The organism is Streptomyces sp. NPDC052042, assembly GCF_044548345.1.
In the GTDB taxonomy this organism is placed as follows: domain Bacteria; phylum Actinomycetota; class Actinomycetes; order Streptomycetales; family Streptomycetaceae; genus Streptomyces.
This window is the reverse complement of sequence record NZ_JBIUBU010000008.1, coordinates 182,558-204,438: the sequence shown is the minus strand read 5'-3', so window position 1 is coordinate 204,438 and position 21,881 is coordinate 182,558. Positions and strand designations below refer to the sequence as shown.

The window sequence follows — 21,881 nt, the reverse complement described above, 5'->3', positions numbered from 1 at the left end:
CGGAGAACCCCGGCCCGGCGCGCACGGGGAACGCGCGCCGGGCCGGGGGGTCCTGGGGCACCGGAGCGTCCGGGGACGCCCGGGAGGTGAGGAGAGGAGAGGGTGCCGGACTACTTCGTCAGGTGGAGCTGCTGACCCGGGTAGATCAGGTCGGCGTTCTCGACGATGTCCTTGTTCAGCTCGAACAGCCGCTGCCAGCCACCCTTGACGCCGTGCTCGGCGGCGATCTTGCTGAGCGTGTCGCCGGAGACGACCTTGTACTCGCCGTCGCCCTTCTTGACCTTCTTGCCGGTCGGGGTGGTGACGGTCTTCTTCGCGCCGGTCTGCGGGGCGGCGGGACGCTCGGAGCGGGAGGCGGGGGCCTGGCCGCGCTCGACCTGCTGCTGGGCCTGCTGGGTCGGCTGGGTCTGCTGCTTGGGGGCGGTCTGGGTGTTCTGCTTCTTGACGGTGCCGGAGCTCTTCGAGGAGGTGTCGACACCCGGCTTGACGCCGTCGTTGCGCAGGTTGCCGGCGCCGGCGCAGCCCCAGGCACCCGGGCCCTGCATGGCGAGGAGCCGCTCGGCGGTGGCGATCTGCTGGGACTTGGTGGCCAGGTCGGCGCGGGGCGCGTACTTCAGGCCACCGGCAGCGGCCCAGCTGGACTGCGAGAACTGCAGGCCGCCGTAGTAGCCGTTACCGGTGTTGATGGACCAGTTGCCACCCGACTCGCACTGGGCGACGGCGTCCCAGGTGGCCACGGAGGCGGCGGAGGCGTCGGCCGCACCCATCAGCGGGACGACGACGGCGGAGCCGGTGACGCCGGCGAGCGTGGCGACACGGACGACCTTGGACGGGCGACGGTGCTTGCCCTTGCCGGAAAACAGCATGGAAGTCTCCTCACCGACGCCTACGAGGTGAGCTGTCGGGTTCGGGCCTAGTGAGTTGCCCGGTCGCACGTCCTAGCACGCGACTTCACCCCAAGCCGGTCCTGACGCGTCTTCCGACGGTCGGGGCCGACGCCTACCTGGGTCCCCCGCTCCTGCCTACGGCGCTTGAACGCGTCTGTTCCCTCCGACCGACGGCAGGATTCGGCGTGACGGTCGACGGGGCCCGCGGTGCGAGCGGTTCTGACCGTAAACACATATAAGCCTCATATTCAAAGATAGACACATCGGACAATCATCTCTTACTTGCATCTGAGGAACCGTCGTTTTCGCAGGTGGGGAGCGCTACGGAAGGACCCTCTGAGCCCGACGCGCCAATTGACGCAAAGAGACCCATGTCTCACTTACGCACAAGCGGACACAGGTCTCCGAAGCGCCCCGGTTCTTGAGGCCCCATCAGCCGGTCACCGAACCGGGCCTCAGTCGGCCTTCACATCGACCTCAAGGCTCTGACCAGGGAGGATGAGGTCCGGATCGGAGCCCAGGACCTCCTTGTTGGCCTCATAGAGCGCGGGCCAGCCACCGGGGACGTCCTCCGCCTCGGCAATCGCCCAGAGATTGTCACCGGGACGGACGGTGTACGTGTCATCCGCGACCGGGGAGCCCGCCCCGCGCCCGCCCTCACCACCGCGCGAGGCATGGCGGCCCGACTCGCGGCCGACGCCGTCACCGGCCTCCTGCTCCTCGGCGGCCGGTGCGCCACGGTGCTTGCCACCCACGCCTCCGGACATCCCGGATCCTCCGGTCGCCTCGGACTTTTCTGACGGTCCGGAAGAAACACCCGAATCGCCCATATCCCTAGACCCGGATGAACGATGCGCACCGGAAGAAGAACTGGACGCGCCCGCGCCGGACTCGGTGGCCGATTCGGTGGGCGAGGGCTTCGCGGCCGGCTTCCCGGCGCCACGGGAAGGCGTGGCGTGCCCGCCGGACGGGGACTCCCGCCCCTCGTCGCCCGACTGCGCGTCCTCCGCCGAACCGGTGCCGCCCCTCGCCCCCGCGCCCTTCTTCGCGCCGGCGCCCTCGGCGGGGCCGCCGGAGGGCGTCGCCCCCGGGTCGACGCCCGGCAGGGACCCGTCCGTCGCGAGACCGGACAGGGGGGCACAGCTCGGCCACGCCTGCGGACCCCGGTCGCCGAGGATCTTCTCGGCCACGGCGATCTGCTGGGCGCGGCTGGCGAGGTCGGCGCGCGGGGCGTACTCCTCACCGCCGTACGCCTTCCAGATCTCCGGGGTGAGCTGAAGACCGCCGTAGGAGCCGTTCCCGAAGTCGGCGCTCCAGGTGCCGCCGCTCTCACACTCGGCGACCCGGTCCCATGTCGCGGCATCGGCCGCCTGCGCGGCGCCCGCGCCGAGCAGCGGGATGGCGAGGGCGGATCCGGTCACGCCCGCCGCGACGACGATGGCGGGTGCCTGGCGAGGACGACGGTGTCTGCCGTTCGCGGAGCCCATGAGATTGCCTTCCGTGTGACGGACGAGTTCTGACGAGCGACCGGTGGGTCGAACGGTGAACCTAACCGGACTCGAACGCGTGTCACAAGTCGATGCAGCACGTATCACGCGCACATCACATTCTTGACGGACCGTCAGAACAAGCTGGGGCTGGGCCGGGGCTCGAACTCCACGGGGAGCGTGCGCAGTCCGCGCATGATCAGCCCTCCGCGCCACCGCAGATCGGCGGGTTCCACCGCGAGCCGCAGGTCGGGAAGGCGTCTCAGCAGTGTGGTGAGCGCGGTCTGCCCCTCCAGCCGGGCGAGGGGTGCGCCGAGGCAGTAGTGGATGCCGTGCCCGTATCCGAGGTGCTGATTGTCACGTCGGGCGAGGTCGAGGGTGTCGGGGTCCTCGAAGCGCTCCGGGTCGCGGTCGGCGGCGGCGAGCACGACCAGTACGGGGTCGCCGACCGCGATGTCCTCGCCGCCGAGCGTCAGCGGCTCGGTGGCGAACCGCCAGGTCGCCAGTTCCACCGGGCCGTCGTACCGCAGCAGTTCCTCGATACCGGTCTCCAGCAGCGCGCTCTCCCCCGCGTCGAGGGAGTGTTGCAACTGCTCGCGCTGGGCGGGGTTGCGCAGCAGCGCGTACACCCCGTTGCCGATGAGGTTGACGGTCGTCTCGAAACCGGCGAAGAGAAGGATGAAGGCCATCGCGGCGGCCTCGTTCTCGGTGAGGTGCTCGCCGTGGTCACTGGCCCGGATCAGCCCGGAGATCAGATCGTCCCCCGGGTTCTCCCGCTTGCGGTGGATGAGTTCGGCGAGGTAGCCACGCATCTTCTTCACCGACCGCGCGACCCCGCCGCGCGGGCCGCCGCCGTGGCGGATCATCATGCCCGCCCAGTCCCGGAAGTCGTCCTGGTCCTCGCGCGGGACGCCGAGCAGGTCACAGATCGCGTAGATGGGGAGCGGGAAAGCGAAGTCGTGGATGAGGTCCGCCCGGCCCTCGGCGGCGAAGCGGTCGATGAGCCCGTCCGTCAGCTCCTGCACGCGCGGTGCGAACGCGGCGACCCGGCGCGGGGTGAACGCCTTGGAGACCAGGCGGCGCAGCCGGGTGTGGTCGGGCGGGTCGATATTCAGCAGGTGCGTCATCAGCTCCGCCTTGCGTTCGCCGGGGATGCCGGTCTTCCCCTTGGCGTGCGCGGGTTCGGCGTGATGCGCCGGGTTCTTGGAGAGCCGCGCGTCGGCGAGCGCCTGTCGGGCGTCCGCGTACCGCGTCACGAGCCACGCCTCGACACCGCTGGGCAGCGTGGTGCGGTGCACGGGACTGTGCTCGCGCAGCCAGGCGTAGGCGGGGTACGGGTCGGTGGCGAACTCCCATGTGAAGAGTTCGGGTGCGCCCGCGGGGCAGGCGGCGGGGCGGTCCGCGCCCTCATCCGTCAAGCGGCCGGCCGGCGCGTCCGCGGAACGGCCGACGGGCTGATCGGTGGGAGGGCTCACCGGCCGGCCGGCGGCGCGGCCCCCGGGGCGTTCGGCGGACCGGCCGGCAGGCCGTCCCACGGTCTGATCGGCGGGGCGGTCGGCGGGACTGTGGTTCACCCTTTGACGTTATCCCCCGCCGTTCGGAGCCGGTCGGCGCCCCCGGAGGCGCGGATCGCCGCCCAGCGGGGGTCAGCCGTGGCCCTCGGCCGCCCGGATGGCGTCCCGGTAGGCGCGGCCCGCGGCCCTGAGCGCCGCCTCGGGGTCCACGCCGTCCCGCTCGGCGCGTACGGCGAGGGCGAGGAGTTCATAGCCGATGCCCCGGCCCGTGGGCAGCGGCACGTCGAGCCCGGCGGTGCGGACCCGGGAGGCGAGCTTCGCCGCCAGCGCCAGCCCCGGCTGGCCGAGCGGCACCCCGTCGGTGACGGATGTGCGCCGCTTCTCGACGGCCTTGGTCCGCAGCCAGTGCGCGTGCACGTCCTCGGGGGTCTCGGCGGTCTCGTCACCGAAGACGTGCGGGTGGCGGTGGATGAGCTTCTCGACGAGGGTCGCGGCCACATCGTCGACGGAGAAGGGCTCGTCCCCCTCGCCGGGGCCGCCCTCCTCGGCGATCCGGGCGTGGAAGACGACCTGGAGGAGCACGTCCCCCAGTTCCTCGCGCAGTTCGTCGCGATCGCCGTCCTCGATCGCCTCGACGAGTTCGTACGCCTCCTCGATGGCGTACTTGGCGAGGCCCTCGTGGGTCTTCCGGGACGTCCACGGGCATTCGTTCCGGATCCGGTCCATGATCTGGACCAGGTCGAGGAGCCGCGCACCGGGCAGGTCGTAGGAGCCGGGCAGCAGTTCCAGGTCCGGCATGCTCACCCGCCCCGAACCGGCGAGCCGGGCGAGGCCGTCGGTCAGCGGCTGGTTCCCCTCGCCACCGGTGAGGACGACGACGGTGCGTCCGCCCGCGCAGGCGTCGACGAGTTCGTGCGCGGTGGGGACGGAGTGCTCGGCGGTGACGCCCGCCTCGCGCAGATACGGCAGCTGCGGATTGTCCGGCTCCGCGCAGAGCACCCGGTCGGCGGCGCGCAACGCCTGCCAGGCGGGCCAGGACAGGAGTCCGGGCGCCACGCGGTGGCTGGCGGTGAGCAGGACGATACGGCCGGGGGCTTCGGCAGGACCGGAGGGCTCGGTACGGCCGGAGGCTCCGACGCGGCCGGGGGCTTCAGCGTTCACCGTTCGAATCTACCTCCGGCCGGGCGGGCCACCGTTCGCTCGGCCCCGCGACCCCCGCGACCCCCGTGGTGCCCCCGACCCCAGCGCCTCGCCGCAGCTCCCGGGCCGGTGGGCCTGCCAGGTCGCCGCACCAGGGGCTGTGGTCGTCCCCGGCGGGCGCCCGACGACGGCCGCGGCACCTCGCCGCGTTGCCGAAACGCCCGCGCGCACCTCCGGTACGCGGCCCCTCCGTCCGGCGACGCACCGCATCCGACGCACGCGCCGGGCCACCACGGACGACGGGACAGCCCTTAGAGGCCGGGCTCCGGCACCGCCCCGGCGGGCTTGGTGACCTGGTTGATCCAGGGGGCCTTGTAGTCGGCGAGCTGGGTCTGCTGGTCGTTCCAGGTGCCGTAGCGCGGGTTCACGTCGACCTTCAGCGCCTTCGACGCCTTGCTGAGCGCGTCACCGACGATCTTCTGTCCCTCGGGCTGCCGCAGGTCGGCGCCGAGTGCCTGGGCCAGCTTCGTCAGCTGGACCTGCTCGCGCAGCACGGCGTCGATCTGGTCGGGCGCCACCCAGCTCTGCTGGAGCATCGCCGCCAGCAGCCGTGCCTCTCCCCCGGACTGGGCGACCGCGGCCTTCCGCATCTCCTGGACCTCGCCGCGGGTGACGGACACGCCCGCGTCCTGGGCGGCCCGGTCCAGGATCCGGTCGAAGATCAGGCTGTGCAGCTTGGCCCGGCCGAGCTGCCCGGACTTGTCGACGAGCTGGTCGCCGTCGCGGGATTCGCTCTGTGCCTCGCGCACCGCCGCCACCTGCCCCTGCACGGTGGACACCTCGATCCGGTCGCCCCCGACGAGGGCCGCGGCACCCGGTTGCGCCTGACCGCCGCAAGCGGCCAGAAGTGGGGTGCCGACCAGCAGGGCGGCGGAGACGGTGAGCGCGGTGCGACGGCGGCGGTGCAAAGGAACCTCCCGGGGAGACTTTGTGCATCAGTGCACAAGACCTTGCGCTGATCGATGGTAGGCAGTGGACGTGCTCAGGGCCACCGGTTCGGCCAACGATTCGGGCGGAGTTGGAGCTGTGGCACCGCCCAAGGGCTCCGCGGCTTCCCCGTTCCACGAATCCCACGGCTTCCCCGCCTCATATCTTGGGCGAAACAGACCAGTTCGACCACTCATGGGCGTATATCGCGCGAACTATATGGTTCTGCACCTGATTTGGGGATACGGCATCGGCGCAGCCCCGATCATCGTGGCGGTTGCACCCTCGGCCGCGAACGCACCACCCGCGACAAACGCACCATCCGCGACAGCGGCGACGGCCGCCGAGGCCGGGGAGACGCGGCGACGTTTCCTGGAGAGGCGGAGGACACGGAGACCTCGGTGGTGCCCGGAAAACGTGAGGAGAGAGGTATCGAAGAGAGAGGTACGAGGTAAGAGGCCGACGGAGCAGGCGGGGTCGTCAGCCGCCCCGGCGGCAGGACACGATCTCATGCCGCGGGTGCCCACGGCGGCATCCGTGACATTCCCTTGCGCACGTTTGGCGTGCCCATTACCCATCGGGACAGCGGGCGCTCCCTCAGCCGCTCTGGACCTCGGCCTGCCGGTCGAGCCGTCGGCGCAGCTCCACCGGCAGCGGGTGGTGCGGCCCATAGGCCCGCTCCGCGTCGTACAGCAGTCCCTGGAGCTGGACGCGCGCGCCCGTGTGGTCGCCGAGCGCGAGCAGCAGATGCCCGATGCGGTTGCGGATCTCGAAGGAGCGGGCGGGGTCGCCGCCCGTGGCCCGGGGGTTCTCGCAGTACGGGAGCACCGCGCGGTACTCGGCGAGCGCGGCGGCCGGGTCACCGAGTTGTTCCAGGCAGTGGGCCGCGTCCTGGCGGAACTGGAGGAGCTGGGCGTCGGCCGGTCCGGCGTGCGCCGCGCGGTCGGCGGCGAGGCGGCGCAGCTCGGGCAGGGCGCGGCGGTACTGGCCGTCGTCCATCAGCGTCGTCGCGTACTGCTTGCGCAGGATGCGGACCACGGCGGAGTCCTCGCCGTGCTGCGCGGCCGCGACGGGGAGGAGGGACCCGAGCATGTCCACGGCCTGGGTGATGCGGCCCTCGCCGAGCAGCCGCTTGACCTCGTCGACGGCGGTGGCGACATCGGGCCGGGCCGCCGCGGGCCCCGCCGGGGCGGCCGACGGGGGCGGAAGGACGGGCGGGGGCACCTGCGACGGCGACGGGACGGTGCTCCGGTCGGGCCAGGGGGCGTGCGGGCGCAGGAAGGGGCGGGTCGGGTCGAGCGGCCCGGTGGACAGCCCGGTGCCCCGGGCGGGAAGCAGCGGGGCGAGGTGCTCGTAGACCTCCTGGGCGTCGGCCGGGCGCTGCTGCGGGTCCTTGGCCAGCAGCCGCAGCACCAGCGCTTCGAGCGGTTCGGGGATGTCGGGCCGTACGCGGCGGACGGGGACCGGCGGTTCGTGGAGGTGGCGGTGGAGCACGCCCAGGGCGGTGGTTCCCGCGAACGGCACGTCGCCGCTGAGCAGTTCATGGAGGAGCGCGCCGAGTGCGTACAGATCGGTGTACGGGCCGACGGCGCCGCCCATCGCCTGCTCGGGCGCCATGTAGGCCGGGGAGCCGATCGGCGAGCCGGTGTGGGTGAGACGGGTGGTGTCGGTGTCCAGTACGGAGGCGACGCCGAGGTCCAGAACGGTGAGGGCGCCGTCCGGACGCACGATCACGTTGCGGGGTTTCAGGTCGCGGTGCACTATCGGGACCGCGTGCACGGCGCACAGCACGGCGCACAACTGCGCGGCGACGGACACGGCCCACGGCCAGGGGTACGGGTCGTGCTCGGCGAGGTGGTCGGCGAGGTCGGCGCCTTCCACGTACTGCATGACGAGGTACATGTCCTCGGCGTCGCTGCCCGCGTCATGGACGGTGACCAGGCCGGGGTGGTCGACCTGTGCGGTGATCCGGCACTCGCGGACGAAGCGGCGGCGCAGTTCGTCCGCGCCCTGGCTGTCGACGGGGCCGGCGACCCGGTCGGGGCGCAGCAGCTTCACCGCCACCCGGCGGTCCAGCCGCTGGTCGTAGGCCGTCCAGACCTGGCCCATGCCGCCCTGGCCGATGACCGTCGCCAGTTCGTACCGCCCGGCGATGACGCGTCCGCTCATCGGCCCTCCTCCTTGCGGAGGTAGGCGCTCAGCTCGTCCAGCTCCGCGCGGACCTGCTCGATGCGCTGGGGTTGCTGGGACTGCTGGGACTGCTGGGGCTGCTGGGGCTGCTGGGGTTGTGGGGACGGGTCGGGCGCGGCGGAGCCGGAAGCGGGGTACGGGTGAGCGGCGGGGGCGGGCGCAGGGTCCTGGGGCCCCATCGGATGGGGCGCGTGTGCCGGGTGCGGCTGCGGCGGCCCGGCGAACGGCTGTGGTTGCGGCTGCGGCTGTGGTTGCGGCTGCGGATACCGCTGCGGCTGCGGCGACACGGCGGGCGGTTGCGCCGACTGGTACGGGAAGGCGGCGGGCGGCTGCACGGAGCCGGGGACGGGGGTGACGGCCGGTACGCCCGTCAGCGCCGAGGGCGGGTATCCGTACCCCGGTACCGTCACGGCCCTGTATCCGCCCATGGGCCTCGGTCGCGTGAGCTGTTCGTAGTACCGGATGTCCTCGACCACGTAGTACCCGACGGCCGCCGCCATCATCACCAGCAGCAGCGGAATGAGGACGAAGTCGATACCGGCCGGTTCATCGCTCCCTTCCCTGCCGAGGATCGGCAGGGTGATGCAGACGAACAGAAAACCGGCCCCGGTCAGCCACCAGTCGACCGTCCGGCGCCGCACGATCGCCAGCCGGAGCAGCGGGGTCCACAGCAGCAGGCCCACCGAGCACACCGCGAGCGCGACGAACAGCACGCGCATCGAGATGATCCAGGCCCTGCTGGAAACCCGACGCGGCGGTGTCGGTGAAAGACCCGGGGCGTACATGGCTGCTCCCTGGAGACCTGGTCGTGGAACGTCCGCGCACATGCGTCCATGTACGCGGATCCGAGCGTAAAGGGCGACAACGACAACAGGCGCGGGGTTGTACCGAACCGTTGTGGTTCCGATCACTTCGGGGCGACCGTGCCGTCCGTCAGCCCGTCGTACATTCCCTGGACCAGTCGGCCGCCGAGCCGGCCGATCAGTCTGAGCCCCTCCTCGAATTCGGCCAGGGCGCGGAACCGCTCACCGTACCGGCGCTGTTCCGCGAGGGGCAGCCGGGGAACCTGGAGGCGGCGGGCGTCGAGCCGGATGGCGGTGGAGGCGTAGCTGCTGGCCTGGCGGTTGTTGGCGGTGCCGCGCAGGAATCCGGCGAGGAACCAGGGGTCGAGGGCGGTCGGGTCCGGGCGCAGCAACTGGAGGTTACGGCCCAGCGCCGCACCGGCCGTGGCGTCGTCGACGACCCGGACGACGGAACCGCCGCCGAGCACCGGCACCACGACGTCGCCCACTTCGACCAGGACCGGCTCCTCGGCCGGACCGTCGGCGGGGAGCGTGCCGGAGGGGGCGGTGAAGCCGAGGACGTCGTGTTCCGTGAGGACGGGAACGGTGGCGGGCCCCTTGCCGGCGCCGCCGGTGTGCAACCGGAGCGCGCTTGCGCGGGCGAGTTCGCCGACGGTGGTGAGGGGCCAGTGGGCCGGCTCGGAGGGGACCACGGCCGGCGGGGTGAGGGCGCCGGTGCGGCCGAGGGTCTCGGCCAGCCGTTCGCGTACCCGGGCCAATTCGGTCGGTCCGCCCGTGACCGCCGGTGGCGGGAGATGGCGGGCGGGGGCCAGGTCGACGTCGTCGTCGAGGAGTTCGATGACGGGAACGGCTCGGGCGGCACCGGAAGCGGCCGACGGGGGACGGCCGTTTCCGAAGGGCGCCGGTGAGGGCCGTCCGGGCCCGGCCTGCTCCGCCCGACCCTCGCCCTCGCCGCCGTCGGCTCCCCCCTCGCCCTGGCTCGCGAACGGCCGCCAGGCGTCGAGCACGGTGCCGTGCACCGCCTGCCAGTCGATCCGGTCGCGCCCGCCCGCCGGGGTGGCGGCCGGCTGGCCCGGCGCGGGTGTTTCGGCCGGTTCGGCGGTGTCGACGAGGAGGAGTTCCGGCGAGGTGCGCACCCCGCCGCCCGGCTTGCGCAGCACCCAGAGGTGGAGCGGGATGCCGTACGGGGGCGCGGCTCCGGCCGGGAGCGCGATGACGGCGCGCAGGGCGCCGCGCCGCAGCAGATCGGCGCGGATGCGGCGGCCGGAGCGGCGCGACGCAGCGGCGGGCGGCATCAGGAGCACGGCGGTGCCGCCCTCCCGCAGACGGGCCAGGGCGTGCTGTACCCAGGCGAGTTCGGACTCGGTGCGGGCCGGGAAGCCGTACTCCCAGCGCGGGTCGTAGGCGAGTTCGTCGTGGCCCCAGTTGCGTTCATTGAACGGCGGGTGGCAGAGCACCGCGTCGACGGCGAGCCGGGGGAAGGCGTCGGCGCGGAGGGTGTCGCCGGTGCGCACCCGGATGGTGCGGCCCGTACCGGTGTCTTCGTGGAGGGCGAGTCGGAGCGCGGTGAGCGAGGCGAGGTCGGAGTCGGCCTCCTGCGCGTACAGGGCGTCGCGGCGGCCGGCGGCGCACAGCAGGGCGCCGGTGCCCGCCGCGGGGTCGAGGACGGTGCGGGCGGGCCGCTCCCCGGCGTCCGCCAAGGCGGCCATGAGCGCGGCAAGCCCGGCCGGGGTGAGGGTGTACTGGCGTGGGTTCGCGTCCAGTTGACGGCCCAGCAGAAACTCGAAGGTCTCCCGGGCGCCGCTCTCGGCGGCGAGCTCGGCGACACCGCGGAGCATCGGGACGGACGGAAGCAGTTCCGCGCGGCCGGGGGTGTGAACAGCCCGCCCGCGCTCCTCGGCCGGACCGAACCGCTCGCCGAGCGTGTCGTCGAGGACGAGGGACAGCACGCCGGCCATCGCCTCGTCGGGCACGGCGGCGATCTCCCGCCATGCGGCGGGATCGTTCCGCAGCACCAGCAGGACACAGCCGCTGTGGATCAGGGCGGGGACCGGGCCGAGCGGATGCCCGGCCAGCTGCTGCCAGACCCGTTCGCGGAGCGGGACTTCGGCGAGCTTCCCCTGGTCGCGCAGCCATCGCTCGACCTCGGTCAGCGAGAAGGACGGGCTCGTCTCGGTGCCGCCGACAGGCTTGGGGAAGTCCGCGTGACGGCGCCGCCAGTTGCTGACGGCGGCACGCCCCACACCGGCGAGTCGGGCGATCCCGGCAGCGGTCACCTCTGTCGAGTTCTCCGGCACTGACTTTCTCCTGGTCCTGGCCCTGGTCCTGGCCCTTGTCGTTGTGCGGTGGCGGCGAGCATACCGATTCCGTTCGCACGTGACCGATTCACAGCGTGCAGCCACCCGTTCATCGTGAACAGTGTTGACTCGGTTCACAAGCTTTGGTCTTATTGACCCGTCGCTGCACAACAGCGATGGGTCAACCGCTCACATCCCATTCCCGTCTTTCGTCGGAGGGCACAGCCATGTCCGCGTCCACGCCGTCGCCGCAGCCCCAGCAGCCGTACGCACCCGCCCAGATGCCGGGCGCACGCCCGGCCCGCAACGGACTGGGCATCGCCGCACTCGTCCTGGGTGTCATCGGTGCCGTGTCGGGCCTGATCCCGCTCCTGTTCTGGCTGGCGGGCATCCTCGGCATCATCGCCCTGATCCTGGGCCTGTCCGGCCGGGGCCGGGTCAAGCGCGGCGAGGCCACCAACAAGGGCGTGGCCACCTTCGGCGCCGCCCTCGGTCTGGTCTCGCTGGTCCTGGCGGTGGTCGGTGCGGTGATCACGTTCATGGCCGTGGGCGACGCGGTGGCCGAACTCGACAAGGCGTTGTCGGATACCACGGCCTCCGCGAAGCCGAAGCCCGGCGGTGACGGCGCGAAGGGCGGCGCCGGCAAGAAGAAGGGCGACGGGGCGCTGGCGGCCGGTGACTCGGCCGTGTACGACGACGATCTGACGGTCACGGTCGGCGACGCCGCCCCGTACACCCCGGACGAGTACGCCGCCGGACACACCAAGGGCAACAAGTCCTACCGCGTCTCCGTCGTCATCGAGAACGCGGGCAAGGAGAAGTTCGACACCGCCCTCGTCACCCTCACGGCCCGGGCCGGCGAGAACGGCGTGGAAGCCGAGCAGATCTTCGACGACGAGGTCGGCACGGGCTTCAGCGGCACGATCCTGCCGGGCAAGAAGGTCACGGTCGACTTCGCCTTCGACGCCCCCGCGGAAGCCCGGAACCTGACCGTGGAGGTCAACCCCGGGTTTACCTACGACGCCACTCAGTGGGACCTGAAGCTCTGACGTCCGCTCCCCTCCGCTCCCCCTCTCCTCTCCCCCGCTTCCGCTCCCCCTCTCCCCCCGCTCCGTCCTTCTCCTCCGCTCCGCCTCCCTCCTCCGTTCGGCCTTTCCGGAAAGTCTTCCGTCATGCGTCTTCTCGCCCGTGCCACCGTTCCCGCCCTCTGTGCCCTCACCCTGGTGAGCCTGGCCGCCTGCGGCACCGACACATCCTCACCGAAGGTCACCGAGGCCTCGTCGAAGGCCCCCGCTCCCTTCGCGGACATGTCGGGTCCCGAGGTCGTCAACAAGGCCCTTGAGACCACCAAGAAGGCGAAGTCCATGAACATCACCGTGGACACGAAGACGGACGAGGGCGCGGTCTCGGCCCGCCTCACCGCCGCGGCCCCCGGCGACTGCATGGGAACCATCTCCATCGGCCCGGCCGGCAGCATGGAGATCCGCAAGACCGGTGGCACCGTCTACACGAAGTTCGACGAGGCGTTGCTGCGCGAGCAGTCCAAGGGCGAGCCCGCCGCGGACGTCGACGCCGCGGTCGAGCTGCTCGCGGGCCGCTGGATGAAGTCCGGGGTCTCGGACCCCGACAGCAAGGAGATGCTCGCACTCTGCGACCTGGCCACGATGTTCAAGGAGATCGAGGCCAACGACAACGTCGCGAAGAAGGACGGCGAGACCACCGTCGACGGCAAGCGCGCGCTGCGCCTCGTCGAGAAGGACGACGAGGGCACCTACACGATGCTGGTGGCCGCCGAGGGCGAGCCGTACATCCTCCAGGTCGACGTCGAGAACGCCGAGGAACCGACGAAGATGACGCTCTCCGACTTCGACAAGCCCGTCGAGGTGAAGGCTCCCGACGCCAAGGACATCGTCGACCCGAGCAACCTGGCCGGCTGACCGGCAGGCCCACCGGCTGACCGGCAGGCCCACCGGCGGGCACGGGGAGGCCCACCGGCGGGCACGGGGCGGTGAGGGCACAGGCACGGCCGTACGGACCGGCGGCGCAACGCACAGGGCGCCGCCGGTCCGTACGGCCGTCGCCATGCGCCGGGCGCACCATCCGCCGCGCCGCCGGACTGGACGCCCCCGGGACGAGGTCCCCGCCCATGATCTGCGCCCTGAGATCGGCGGCGATCCGTTCGTGCAGTGAGCGGCGGTCGGCGGCATCCGTTTCGGGTCTGGGCACGGTCATCCGATCCTGATCTCGTATCGCAGCTTCTGACGTCGCGGCGACATCGCCATCACGTCGACCTGAATGGGCCGGTCCGCCCGGTCAAGGGTGAGCCGAGTCAGCTGCAGCACGGGTTCACCGGCCGTCAGCCGCAGTTGCTCACGCTCATGGCCGGTCGCCGAGCGCGCGGTCACGTCCTCGCGTACGTGAACACCGACGTACCCCAGGTCCGCCAGCAGCCGGATCGCCCCGCCACGGATCTTGGCGGTTCCGGCGAGGCCGGTGCCGGCCGCGATGTCCAGCGGGTAGTACGTGTCCGTCAACTCGCAGGGCTCGTCGTCGAGGTACATGATCCTGCGGCGAGCGATGACGTGCTGTCCGGCGGGTGTTCCCAGCAATTCCGCGACCGCGTCGGGCGGCTCCGTCTCGCCCGCCCGGACGATCCGCTGGCTGCCCCGGCGGCCCTCCGCCGCGGCCTCCGCCGCCCAGGCGTCGCTGCCGGTACCGGCAGACCCTGTGAGGTACGGCACCGAGGTGCCGACCCATTCCCCACCGCTCACACCATGTCTCCCTTCGCCGCCCCTGCACCGGCCTGCCGCATCACACCGTAGGCGGGTCTGGGCGGCGGGGCGGTCCGGCCTACGCTCCCAGGATCGTCGTCAGGAACTCCCCGGTCCACGCCAGCAGTTCGCGGCCCACCACCGGCTTGCCGCCGATCCTGGCGGTGGTGGGGCGGGGGACCAGGATCTGGTGGACGGCCGGCTTGACGACCGACTTGGGGTGGAGGCGCTTGAGGCGCAGCTCCTGGGACTCGCGCAGTTCGACCGGGGCGAAGCGGATGTTGGAGCCCTGGAGCACGATCTCGCCGACGCCGCAGGCGCGGGCCAGCATGCGCAGGCCCGCGACCAGGAGGAGGTTCTCGACGGGTTCGGGGAGCTTGCCGTAGCGGTCGGTGAGTTCCTCGCGGACGGCCCTGATGTCGTCCTCGGAGTTGGCGGAGGCGATGGCCCGGTACGCCTGGAGGCGCAGCCGCTCGCCCGGGGCGTAGTCATGGGGGACGTGGGCGTCGACCGGGAGCTCGATCTTGACCTCCAGCGGCGGTTCCTCCTCGACGCCGCCTTCGAGGGAGGCCCGGTAGTCGGCGACCGCCTCGCCGACCATGCGGACGTACAGGTCGAAGCCGACGCCCGCGATGTGGCCGGACTGCTCGCCGCCCAGGAGGTTCCCGGCGCCGCGGATCTCCAGGTCCTTCATGGCGACGTACATGCCCGCGCCCATCTCGGTGTGCTGGGCGATGGTGGCCAGGCGCTCGTGGGCGGTCTCCGTGAGCGGCTTCTCCGGCGGGTAGAGGAAGTACGCGTAGCCCCGCTCGCGGCCCCGGCCGACCCGGCCGCGCAACTGGTGGAGCTGGGAGAGGCCGAAGTTGTCGCCGCGCTCCACGATCAGGGTGTTGGCGTTGGAGATGTCGATGCCGGACTCGACGATCGTCGTGGAGACCAGGACGTCGAACTTCTTCTCCCAGAAGTCCACCACCACCTGCTCCAGGGCCTGTTCGGACATCTGGCCGTGCGCCGTCGCGATCCGCGCCTCGGGGACGATCTCGCGGAGCCGGGCGGCGGCGCGGTCGATCGACTCGACGCGGTTGTGGATGTAGAACGCCTGGCCCTCGCGGAGCAGTTCACGGCGGATGGCGGCGCCGATCTGCTTCTCCTCATACGGGCCGACGAAGGTGAGGACCGGGTGGCGCTCCTCCGGGGGCGTGGTGATCGTCGACATCTCGCGGATGCCCGTCACGGCCATTTCGAGCGTGCGGGGGATGGGGGTGGCGGACATGGTGAGGACGTCCACATTGGCCCGGAGCTTCTTCAGTTGCTCCTTGTGCTCGACGCCGAAGCGCTGCTCCTCGTCGACGATGACCAGACCCAGGTCCTTGAACCTCGTCTCGGAGGAGAACAGGCGGTGGGTGCCGATGACCAGGTCGACGGAGCCCTCGCGCAGCCCTTCGAGGGTGGCCTTGGACTCGGTGTCGGACTGGAAGCGGCTGAGCGCCCGCACGCTGACCGGAAACTGGGAGTAGCGCTCGGTGAAGGTGCCGTAGTGCTGCTGGACGAGGAGGGTGGTGGGGACGAGGACGGCGACCTGCTTGCCGTCCTGGACCGCTTTGAACGCCGCGCGGACCGCGATCTCCGTCTTGCCGTAGCCGACGTCACCGCAGATCAGCCGGTCCATCGGGACGGACTTCTCCATGTCCGCCTTGACCTCGGCGATGGTGGAGAGCTGGTCGGGCGTCTCCACGTACGGGAAGGCGTCCTCCAGTTCGCGCTGCCAGGGGGTGTCGGATCCGAAGGTGTGGCCGGGGGCGGCCATCCGGGCCGAGTACAGCTTGATCAGGTCGGCGGCGATCTCCTTGACGGCCTTCTTGGCGCGCGCCTTGGTCTTCGTCCAGTCGGCGCCGCCGAGCCGGTGCAGGGTGGGGGCCTCGCCGCCGACGTACTTGGTGACCTGTTCCAGCTGGTCGGTGGGGATGTAGAGGCGGTCGCCGGGCTGGCCGCGCTTGGCGGGGGCGTACTCGACGAGGAGGTACTCGCGGGTGGCGCCCTGCACCGTGCGCTGCACCATCTCGATGTACCGGCCCACGCCGTGCTGTTCGTGGACGATGTAGTCGCCGGCCTCCAGCGTCAGCGGGTCGATCGTCTTGCGCCGCCGCACCGGCATCCGGCCCAGGTCCCGGGTGGCGGTGCGCTGGCCGGTGAGGTCGGTCTCGGTCAGGACGGCGAGCCGCAGCCCGGGGTCGACGAAGCCGTTGTCGAGGCCGCCGCAGGAGACGTGCACCACGGACGGCGAGATCTCCGCCAGGTCCGGGTCCAGCCGGGCCGGGACGCCCTCCCCGCCGAGCACCTCGACGGTGCGCGAGGCGAGGCCCTGGCCCTCGGTGACGTAGACCGTGCGCCAGCCGTCCGCGAGCCAGCCCTTGGTGTCGGCCAGGGCGCGGGCGGTGTCGCCCCGGTACGCCTCCGGGGCGTGCATGCCGAGTTTGAGGGTGTCGTCCTCCTCGTCGGCGTCGTCGGCGGCGAACGGGGAGACCGACCACCACATCATGCCCAGCTCGCGGGCCCGGTCCCGGATGTCCGCGATGCCCCGCAGCGAGGCCGCGCCGACGTCGATCGGGGCCTCTCCCCCGCCGGCGGTGGCCGCCCACGACGCCTGGAGGAACTCCTGGCTGGTGGCGACGAGGTCGGCGGCACGGGTACGGACCCGCTCCGGGTCGCAGACGAGCGCCATCGACCCCGCGGGCAGCACGTCGAGCAGCAGTTCCATGTCGTCGACGAGGGCCGGGGCGAGGGACTCCATGCCCTCCACCGCGATGCCCTCCGCGATCTTGCCGAGCAGTTCGCCCAGCTCCGGGTGGCTCTCGGCCAGCGCGGCGGCCCGCTCCCGCACCTCGTCGGTCAGCAGCAGCTCCCGGCAGGGCGGCGCCCACAGACCGTGCTCGGCGATCTCCAGCGACCGCTGGTCGGCGATCTTGAAGTAGCGGATCTCCTCGACGTCGTCGCCCCAGAACTCCACCCGAAGGGGGTGCTCCTCGGTCGGCGGGAAGACGTCCAGGATGCCGCCGCGCACGGCGAACTCACCGCGCTTCTCGACCAGTTCCACCCGGGCGTACGCGGCTGCCGCGAGCGCGTCGACGATGCGGCCGAGATCGGCGCTCTGCCCGATGCGCAGCGAGACCGGTTCCAGCTCTCCGAGGCCCTTGACCTGCGGCTGGAGCACAGAGCGGATGGGGGCGACGACGACCTTGACCGGGCCGGTCTCCGGGTCGTCCGCGCTGGGGTGTGCCAGGCGCCGCAGGACCGCCAGGCGGCGGCCCACGGTGTCGGAGCGGGGCGAGAGCCGCTCGTGCGGCAGGGTCTCCCAGGACGGGAACTCGGCGACGGTGTCCGGCGGCAGCAGGCTGCGCAGCGCCGCGGCCAGGTCTTCCGCCTCCCGGCCGGTCGCGGTGACGGCGAGCACGGTCCGCCCGGTCCCGCGGGCCAGCGCGGCCACGGCGAAGGGGCGGGCGGCGGACGGCCCGACCAGGTCGACGTGCATCCGGTGGCCGTCGCCGGCGGCCTTCACCGCTTCGGAGAGTGCCGGGTCACATACGACGACATCCAGCAGACCGTGCAGACTCATGAAGGCTTCCGTCCGGGTAACGAGGTGACGAGGGCAAACGGCTTGGGGGCCCGGCAACCTGCTGCCGGGGCCGGGGCAACGCGAACGACCCGGCGCGTACGGGGGGCGGCTTCCGGGCGTGCCGGGTGCACAGCCGCCGCGCACGACGAACCGTCCCGTACGGCGGGCCGTCCGCTCGGACGAACCGTCTCACGCGACGGACCCTCGTACCGCGGACCGCCGCTCGCGGGCCCGTACGCACCGGTCGGTACGGCGTTCGGCGAACGCGTTCACGCGGCGGCGCGCGTGCCCACCCTCGCGGGTGCGCTCGGTCGCCTCGCGAGCCGGGCCCGGCATGATCCAGGAGCCGCCCCCGGGCAGGCCGGGGGCTCCCAGCCTACGACTCCCCCGTGACAGCCGCGTCCGCAACCACCCGGAGCGGCCGGGTGCGGCCGGATTCGGGCGCCGGGAGCGGGCGGCCCCGCGCCCTCGCGGCGGCGGACGGCAAAGGGGCCGGGCCGGACGAGGGGCCGGAGCGGCGAGGGGCGGGCGGGGGCGAAGACCCGGGCGGTGAGGAGCGGGTGGACGGAGGCCGGGGCGGGCGGGGACGGCCCCTGTCCCGGTCCGGACCATCCGTCGCGCGCGCCGGGCCGCTCATCGCCGGACGCACACCGTTCATCTCCGCATCTCACACAGTTGTGTCCGGCCCCCTCACAGAAATGATCTCAGCGTCTACTCTTTGGCCGAAAGATTCCGCAACAGTTGCACGGGCAGTGAGCGACAGCAGCCGTGGACCGGTGCTCGCGGGCGACCCCCGGAGCACACGGCTGCGCAGGGACCAGGCAGCGGGGGCACGCATGGGCGAGAACGAGATGTCCATATTCGGGATCTCGGAGGCCGAGGAAGAGGTCTACCGGCACTTTCTACGCAATCCCGGCACCGCCACCGACGATCTGCACCTCCTGCTGCGCGCGGACCCGCAGGCGGCGCGCGGGTGCGTCGACCGGCTCCAGGAGCTCGGTCTCCTCCGCCCCGAGGGGCCCGATCGGCGTGTCTTCCCGACCGACCCGGAGATCGCGGTGGCCAGGCTCATCGATTTACGCCTGCACGCCCTGCACCAGGAGTTGCAGCGCGTCACCCGGTCACGCCACGTCATCGACGGTCTACGCGCGGAGCAGGGGGCGCGCAGACCTCCTCCGCCCGGCATCGAGCAGTTGGAGGGACTGGCCCAGATCCGCAATCGGATCGACGACCTCGCGTTCTTCGCCCGGGACGAAATCCTCTCCGTCGAGCCGTACACCAAGCTGTCGCCCGAGAACATCGCCCGCTCGCGCCCGCTGGACCTGCGGTGCCTGCGACGCGGTGTGAAGATCCGGAACGTGGTGATCAGCGCGGCGCTGCGGGATCCGGCGACCGCCGCGTATCTGCGGGAGCTGGCCGAGAACGGGGCCATGATCCGGGTGACGGAGCAGAGCGCCGAACGGCTGCTGGTGTACGACCGCAAGGCCGCTCTCGTCCCGCTGGACCCGCACGACACCTCGCGCGGTGCGCTGCTGGCCCACCGCGGCGGACTGGTACGCAACATCATCGCCCTGTTCGAGAAGATCTGGGACCAGGCCGAGGACCTCTCACGGATCAGCGGTGAGGACGGCGGGGCGCCGGACGTCGGCCTGTCGGAGATCGAGCAGCGGGTCCTGGTGTCCATGTGCACCGTGGGCAAGGACGAGGCGGGCGCCCGCGAACTGGGCGTCTCGGTACGGACGTACCGGCGGTACGTCGCCGATCTCCTCCAGACCCTCGGCGCCGCCAGCCGCGCGCACGCCGCCCTGCTGGCCCGGGAGCGCGGCTGGATCTGAGGGCGCGGGCCGGTCGGTGGCCCGGGGCGGGGCGCGGGGCGCTGCGGGCGCCCCCTGCCCCGCCCCGTCGGCCTCACGGCTCCTGCGCCCAGCCGTCCAGCGTCCGGTCGGCGAGGGCACGGGCGACAGCGCTGCGGACCGTGCGGTCGTCGACGGTGTGGTCCAGGGCGATGCGCAGGGCGATCCGGTCGGTCCCCACGGACCGGGGGGCACAGGCCCAGTCGGCCGGGAGCAGGCTCAGCAGCCGTACGACGGTGGTCTCGCCGGTCGGGGCGGCCCGGTCGCGGCGGACGGTCACCAGGTCGACATGGCCGTGACCGGTGCCCCGCCCGGTGCCGCCCGGATGACCGGTGCCGTGGCCCGTGCCGCGATCGGCGCCCCGGCACGGTCCGGTGCCGTGGCCGGTGCCACGATCGGTGGCGCGGCCGTCGTCGATTCCGTGACCGGTGCCGCGGCCGGTTCCGTAGCCGGTGCCGCGGGCAGGGCCGGTTCCCTGACCGGTTCCGTACGGCGTCTCCCCGGCGGGACCGGTCACGAGACGCTCCCTTCCGGGTCCAGTAACCGCCGGGCCGCCGACGCCATGGCCATGATCCCGGTCGGCAGGGCGGTACGGACGTCCGGGGCGAACTCCGGCGCGTGGTTCGGCGGCACCGGTGGTCCGCCGTCCCGGGCCCCGCGCCACTGCCGTACCCCCGTCACGCCGAGCAGCCAGTAGACCGTCGCCACGCCCTCCGTACCGAACCACGCGAAGTCCTCGGTGGCGTTGAGCCGACCGCTGTCGCCGACCCTCTGGGGGCCGAACAGCTCCTCGTGCGCCCGGCGCACGGCGGCCGTGGCCGCGGCGTCGGTCAGCAGGGCCGGCGAGCGGGCGGAGACGGTGAAGTCCGGGTCCCTCGGGCAGCCGGACGCCGCGCACTCGGCCCGGACGATCCGCAGCGCGGCATCCGTCATCCGGTCGACCGCCCGCTCGCTCGACGCCCGGACGCACAGGGAGAGTTCCGCCGTCTCCGGGATCACGTTGCCGGGCCCGCCGGCCCGCAGCCCGCCGACGGTCAGCACCGCCTGCTCGTCCGGGGCGGTCTCCCGCGAGACCACGGACTGCAGCCGCAGCACCGTGGCCGCCGCCGTGAGGACCGGGTCGACGGTGAGGTGCGGGGTGCCGGCGTGGCCGCCGCGCCCGTAGAGGGTGACGTCCACCGCCGCACCGGCCGCCATCAGCGGCGTACGGAACTCCGCGGCGTGCGCGAGGGTGCCCGCGGGCGCGGGCGAGGTGTGCTGGGCGAGCACCGCGTGCGGGGTGCCGAACCGCTCGTACAGGCCGTCCGCCAGCATCTGCCGCGCTCCGGTCAGGGTCTCCTCGGCCGGCTGGCCCGCCACCAGGACCGTGCCCCGCCACGCGGAGCGGGTCCGGGCCAGCTCGGCCACCGCCCCGGCGACCGCGGCGAGATGGAGGTCGTGGCCGCAGGCGTGCATCACGCCCGGCACGGTGCTCGCGTAGGCGAGACCGGTGCGCTCGGTGACCGGGAGCGCGTCGAGTTCGGTGCGGAGCATGACGGTCGGGCCGGGGCCGTTGCGCAGGACGCCCACGAGTCCGTGGCCGCCGCCGACCCCCCGGGTGACCTCGCAGCCGCTCGCCTCCAGCCGGGCGGCGAGCAGATCCGCGGTGCGCCGCTCGGCCCCGGACAGTTCGGGGTGGGCGTGCGCGTCGAGGTACAGCTCCAACGCCGGACGCAGGACCTCGCGCGGCACCTCCGGGGCCCCGGGGCGGACCGCGGCCTCCCCCTCGGCCGCCGCCGGAGCCCGGGCCCTGCCCGGGGACGCCTGGGCAGCCGGGGACGCCTGGGACGGGGGCCGGTCCGGGGAACGGGGCGTATCTGAGGGCGGGCGCGGGATGTCAGGAGGGGGCAGGGGCTTCTCCTGCATGTCAACTCACCTCGTTCCGCTGGGCGGGCCGGTCGTGCTCCGTGCCCGCCGGGCACGTGTGGGGCCGGCATCATCAGCCTGCGCCGCCCCGACTTCAGGAATCCGGCGTTCCGCTGTCAGGGGGTGCCAGCGATGTGACAGCGGAACCACGGCCGATCTGACAGCGGACCGGGCTGCAATGGCGTCAGAGCGGGGGAACGGCGCCGGAGCGGCCGGCCCGTCCCCGTGGACCAAGGGAGAACACCATGGCCCCCAAGACCGAGCTCGCCACCCTCGCCGACGAGATCCTGGAGCTGGAGTCGGAGACCTTCGAGATCTCGGACTACTCGGACGCCGCGGAGGTCGTGCTGGCCGGTTCGACGTCCTGCTCCTCGACGTCGACCTGCTCCAGCACCACCAGCACCACCTCCTGCTGCGCCTGACCCGTCCCTCGG

At 72.6% G+C, this 21,881-nt stretch carries 16 protein-coding genes and 1 riboswitch; of the genes, 4 read left to right on the top strand and 12 right to left on the bottom strand.

Going from position 1 to position 21,881, the window contains the following annotated elements; all coding sequences use genetic code 11:
* Positions 1-110 precede the first annotated feature (110 nt).
* The 8 genes from ACIHCL_RS16410 to ACIHCL_RS16375 form a co-directional block, all read right to left on the bottom strand.
* A complete protein-coding gene (locus ACIHCL_RS16410) occupies positions 111-866 on the bottom strand; it encodes a transglycosylase family protein (protein ID WP_399862159.1) in 756 nt (251 codons plus the stop codon).
* Between the two features lie 2 nt (positions 867-868).
* Positions 869-1,040, bottom strand: a riboswitch (cyclic di-AMP (ydaO/yuaA leader).
* Between the two features lie 302 nt (positions 1,041-1,342).
* Entirely contained in the window at positions 1,343-2,374 is a 1,032-nt protein-coding gene (locus ACIHCL_RS16405) for a transglycosylase family protein (protein ID WP_399862157.1), read from the bottom strand.
* 134 nt (positions 2,375-2,508) lie between these two features.
* A complete protein-coding gene (locus ACIHCL_RS16400) occupies positions 2,509-3,792 on the bottom strand; it encodes a cytochrome P450 (RefSeq protein ID WP_399862155.1) in 1,284 nt (427 codons plus the stop codon).
* 228 nt (positions 3,793-4,020) lie between these two features.
* Positions 4,021-5,049: a nucleoside triphosphate pyrophosphohydrolase gene (locus ACIHCL_RS16395; RefSeq protein ID WP_399862153.1), complete on the bottom strand. Its 1,029-nt coding sequence runs from the start codon at positions 5,047-5,049 to the stop codon at positions 4,021-4,023.
* Positions 5,050-5,339: 290 nt separating this feature from the next.
* Positions 5,340-5,996 carry a SurA N-terminal domain-containing protein gene (locus ACIHCL_RS16390; protein ID WP_399862151.1) on the bottom strand — a complete coding sequence of 219 codons (657 nt, stop codon included), beginning with the start codon at positions 5,994-5,996 and terminating at the stop codon, positions 5,340-5,342.
* Between the two features lie 616 nt (positions 5,997-6,612).
* Entirely contained in the window at positions 6,613-8,184 is a 1,572-nt protein-coding gene (locus ACIHCL_RS16385) for a protein kinase (RefSeq protein WP_399862149.1), read from the bottom strand.
* Positions 8,181-8,924, bottom strand: a complete 744-nt coding sequence (locus tag ACIHCL_RS16380) for a hypothetical protein (protein WP_399862147.1) — start codon at positions 8,922-8,924, stop codon at positions 8,181-8,183. Before ACIHCL_RS16380 ends, ACIHCL_RS16385 begins: the two co-directional genes overlap by 4 nt.
* Before the next feature lie 188 nt (positions 8,925-9,112).
* Positions 9,113-11,305 (bottom strand): N-6 DNA methylase, encoded by a 2,193-nt coding sequence (locus tag ACIHCL_RS16375; protein ID WP_399862145.1) that lies wholly within the window; start codon positions 11,303-11,305, stop codon positions 9,113-9,115.
* 227 nt (positions 11,306-11,532) lie between these two features.
* Here ACIHCL_RS16375 and ACIHCL_RS16370 point away from each other — a divergent pair, with 227 nt between their 5' ends.
* Positions 11,533-12,354, top strand: coding sequence for a DUF4190 domain-containing protein (locus tag ACIHCL_RS16370; RefSeq protein WP_399862143.1), 822 nt, complete (start codon positions 11,533-11,535; stop codon positions 12,352-12,354).
* Between the two features lie 123 nt (positions 12,355-12,477).
* Positions 12,478-13,242 carry a hypothetical protein gene (locus ACIHCL_RS16365; protein WP_399862141.1) on the top strand — a complete coding sequence of 255 codons (765 nt, stop codon included), beginning with the start codon at positions 12,478-12,480 and terminating at the stop codon, positions 13,240-13,242.
* A 291-nt stretch (positions 13,243-13,533) separates the two neighbouring features.
* On the opposite strand, the gene ACIHCL_RS16360 is transcribed toward ACIHCL_RS16365, so the two are convergent.
* Together ACIHCL_RS16360 and mfd are read right to left on the bottom strand one after the other, a co-directional pair.
* On the bottom strand, positions 13,534-14,076 hold the full coding sequence (locus tag ACIHCL_RS16360) for a GntR family transcriptional regulator (protein WP_399862140.1): 543 nt from the start codon (positions 14,074-14,076) through the stop codon (positions 13,534-13,536).
* 79 nt (positions 14,077-14,155) lie between these two features.
* Positions 14,156-17,689 (bottom strand): transcription-repair coupling factor, encoded by a 3,534-nt coding sequence (mfd, locus tag ACIHCL_RS16355; RefSeq protein WP_399862138.1) that lies wholly within the window; start codon positions 17,687-17,689, stop codon positions 14,156-14,158.
* An 836-nt stretch (positions 17,690-18,525) separates the two neighbouring features.
* Between mfd and ACIHCL_RS16350 the strand changes: the two genes are divergently transcribed.
* Positions 18,526-19,524: a helix-turn-helix transcriptional regulator gene (locus ACIHCL_RS16350; protein WP_399862313.1), complete on the top strand. Its 999-nt coding sequence runs from the start codon at positions 18,526-18,528 to the stop codon at positions 19,522-19,524.
* Between the two features lie 73 nt (positions 19,525-19,597).
* Here the strand turns inward: ACIHCL_RS16350 and ACIHCL_RS16345 are convergent, their stop codons facing one another.
* Together ACIHCL_RS16345 and ACIHCL_RS16340 are read right to left on the bottom strand one after the other, a co-directional pair.
* Entirely contained in the window at positions 19,598-20,059 is a 462-nt protein-coding gene (locus ACIHCL_RS16345; RefSeq protein ID WP_399862136.1) for a hypothetical protein, read from the bottom strand.
* The gene (locus tag ACIHCL_RS16340) at positions 20,056-21,447 is read right to left on the bottom strand and encodes an amidohydrolase (RefSeq protein ID WP_399862134.1); all 1,392 of its coding nucleotides are present in this window, start codon (positions 21,445-21,447) and stop codon (positions 20,056-20,058) included. Before ACIHCL_RS16340 ends, ACIHCL_RS16345 begins: the two co-directional genes overlap by 4 nt.
* A 245-nt stretch (positions 21,448-21,692) precedes the next feature.
* Between ACIHCL_RS16340 and ACIHCL_RS16335 the strand changes: the two genes are divergently transcribed.
* Positions 21,693-21,869 carry a thiazolylpeptide-type bacteriocin gene (locus tag ACIHCL_RS16335; RefSeq protein ID WP_073790073.1) on the top strand — a complete coding sequence of 59 codons (177 nt, stop codon included), beginning with the start codon at positions 21,693-21,695 and terminating at the stop codon, positions 21,867-21,869.
* Positions 21,870-21,881 lie beyond the last annotated feature (12 nt).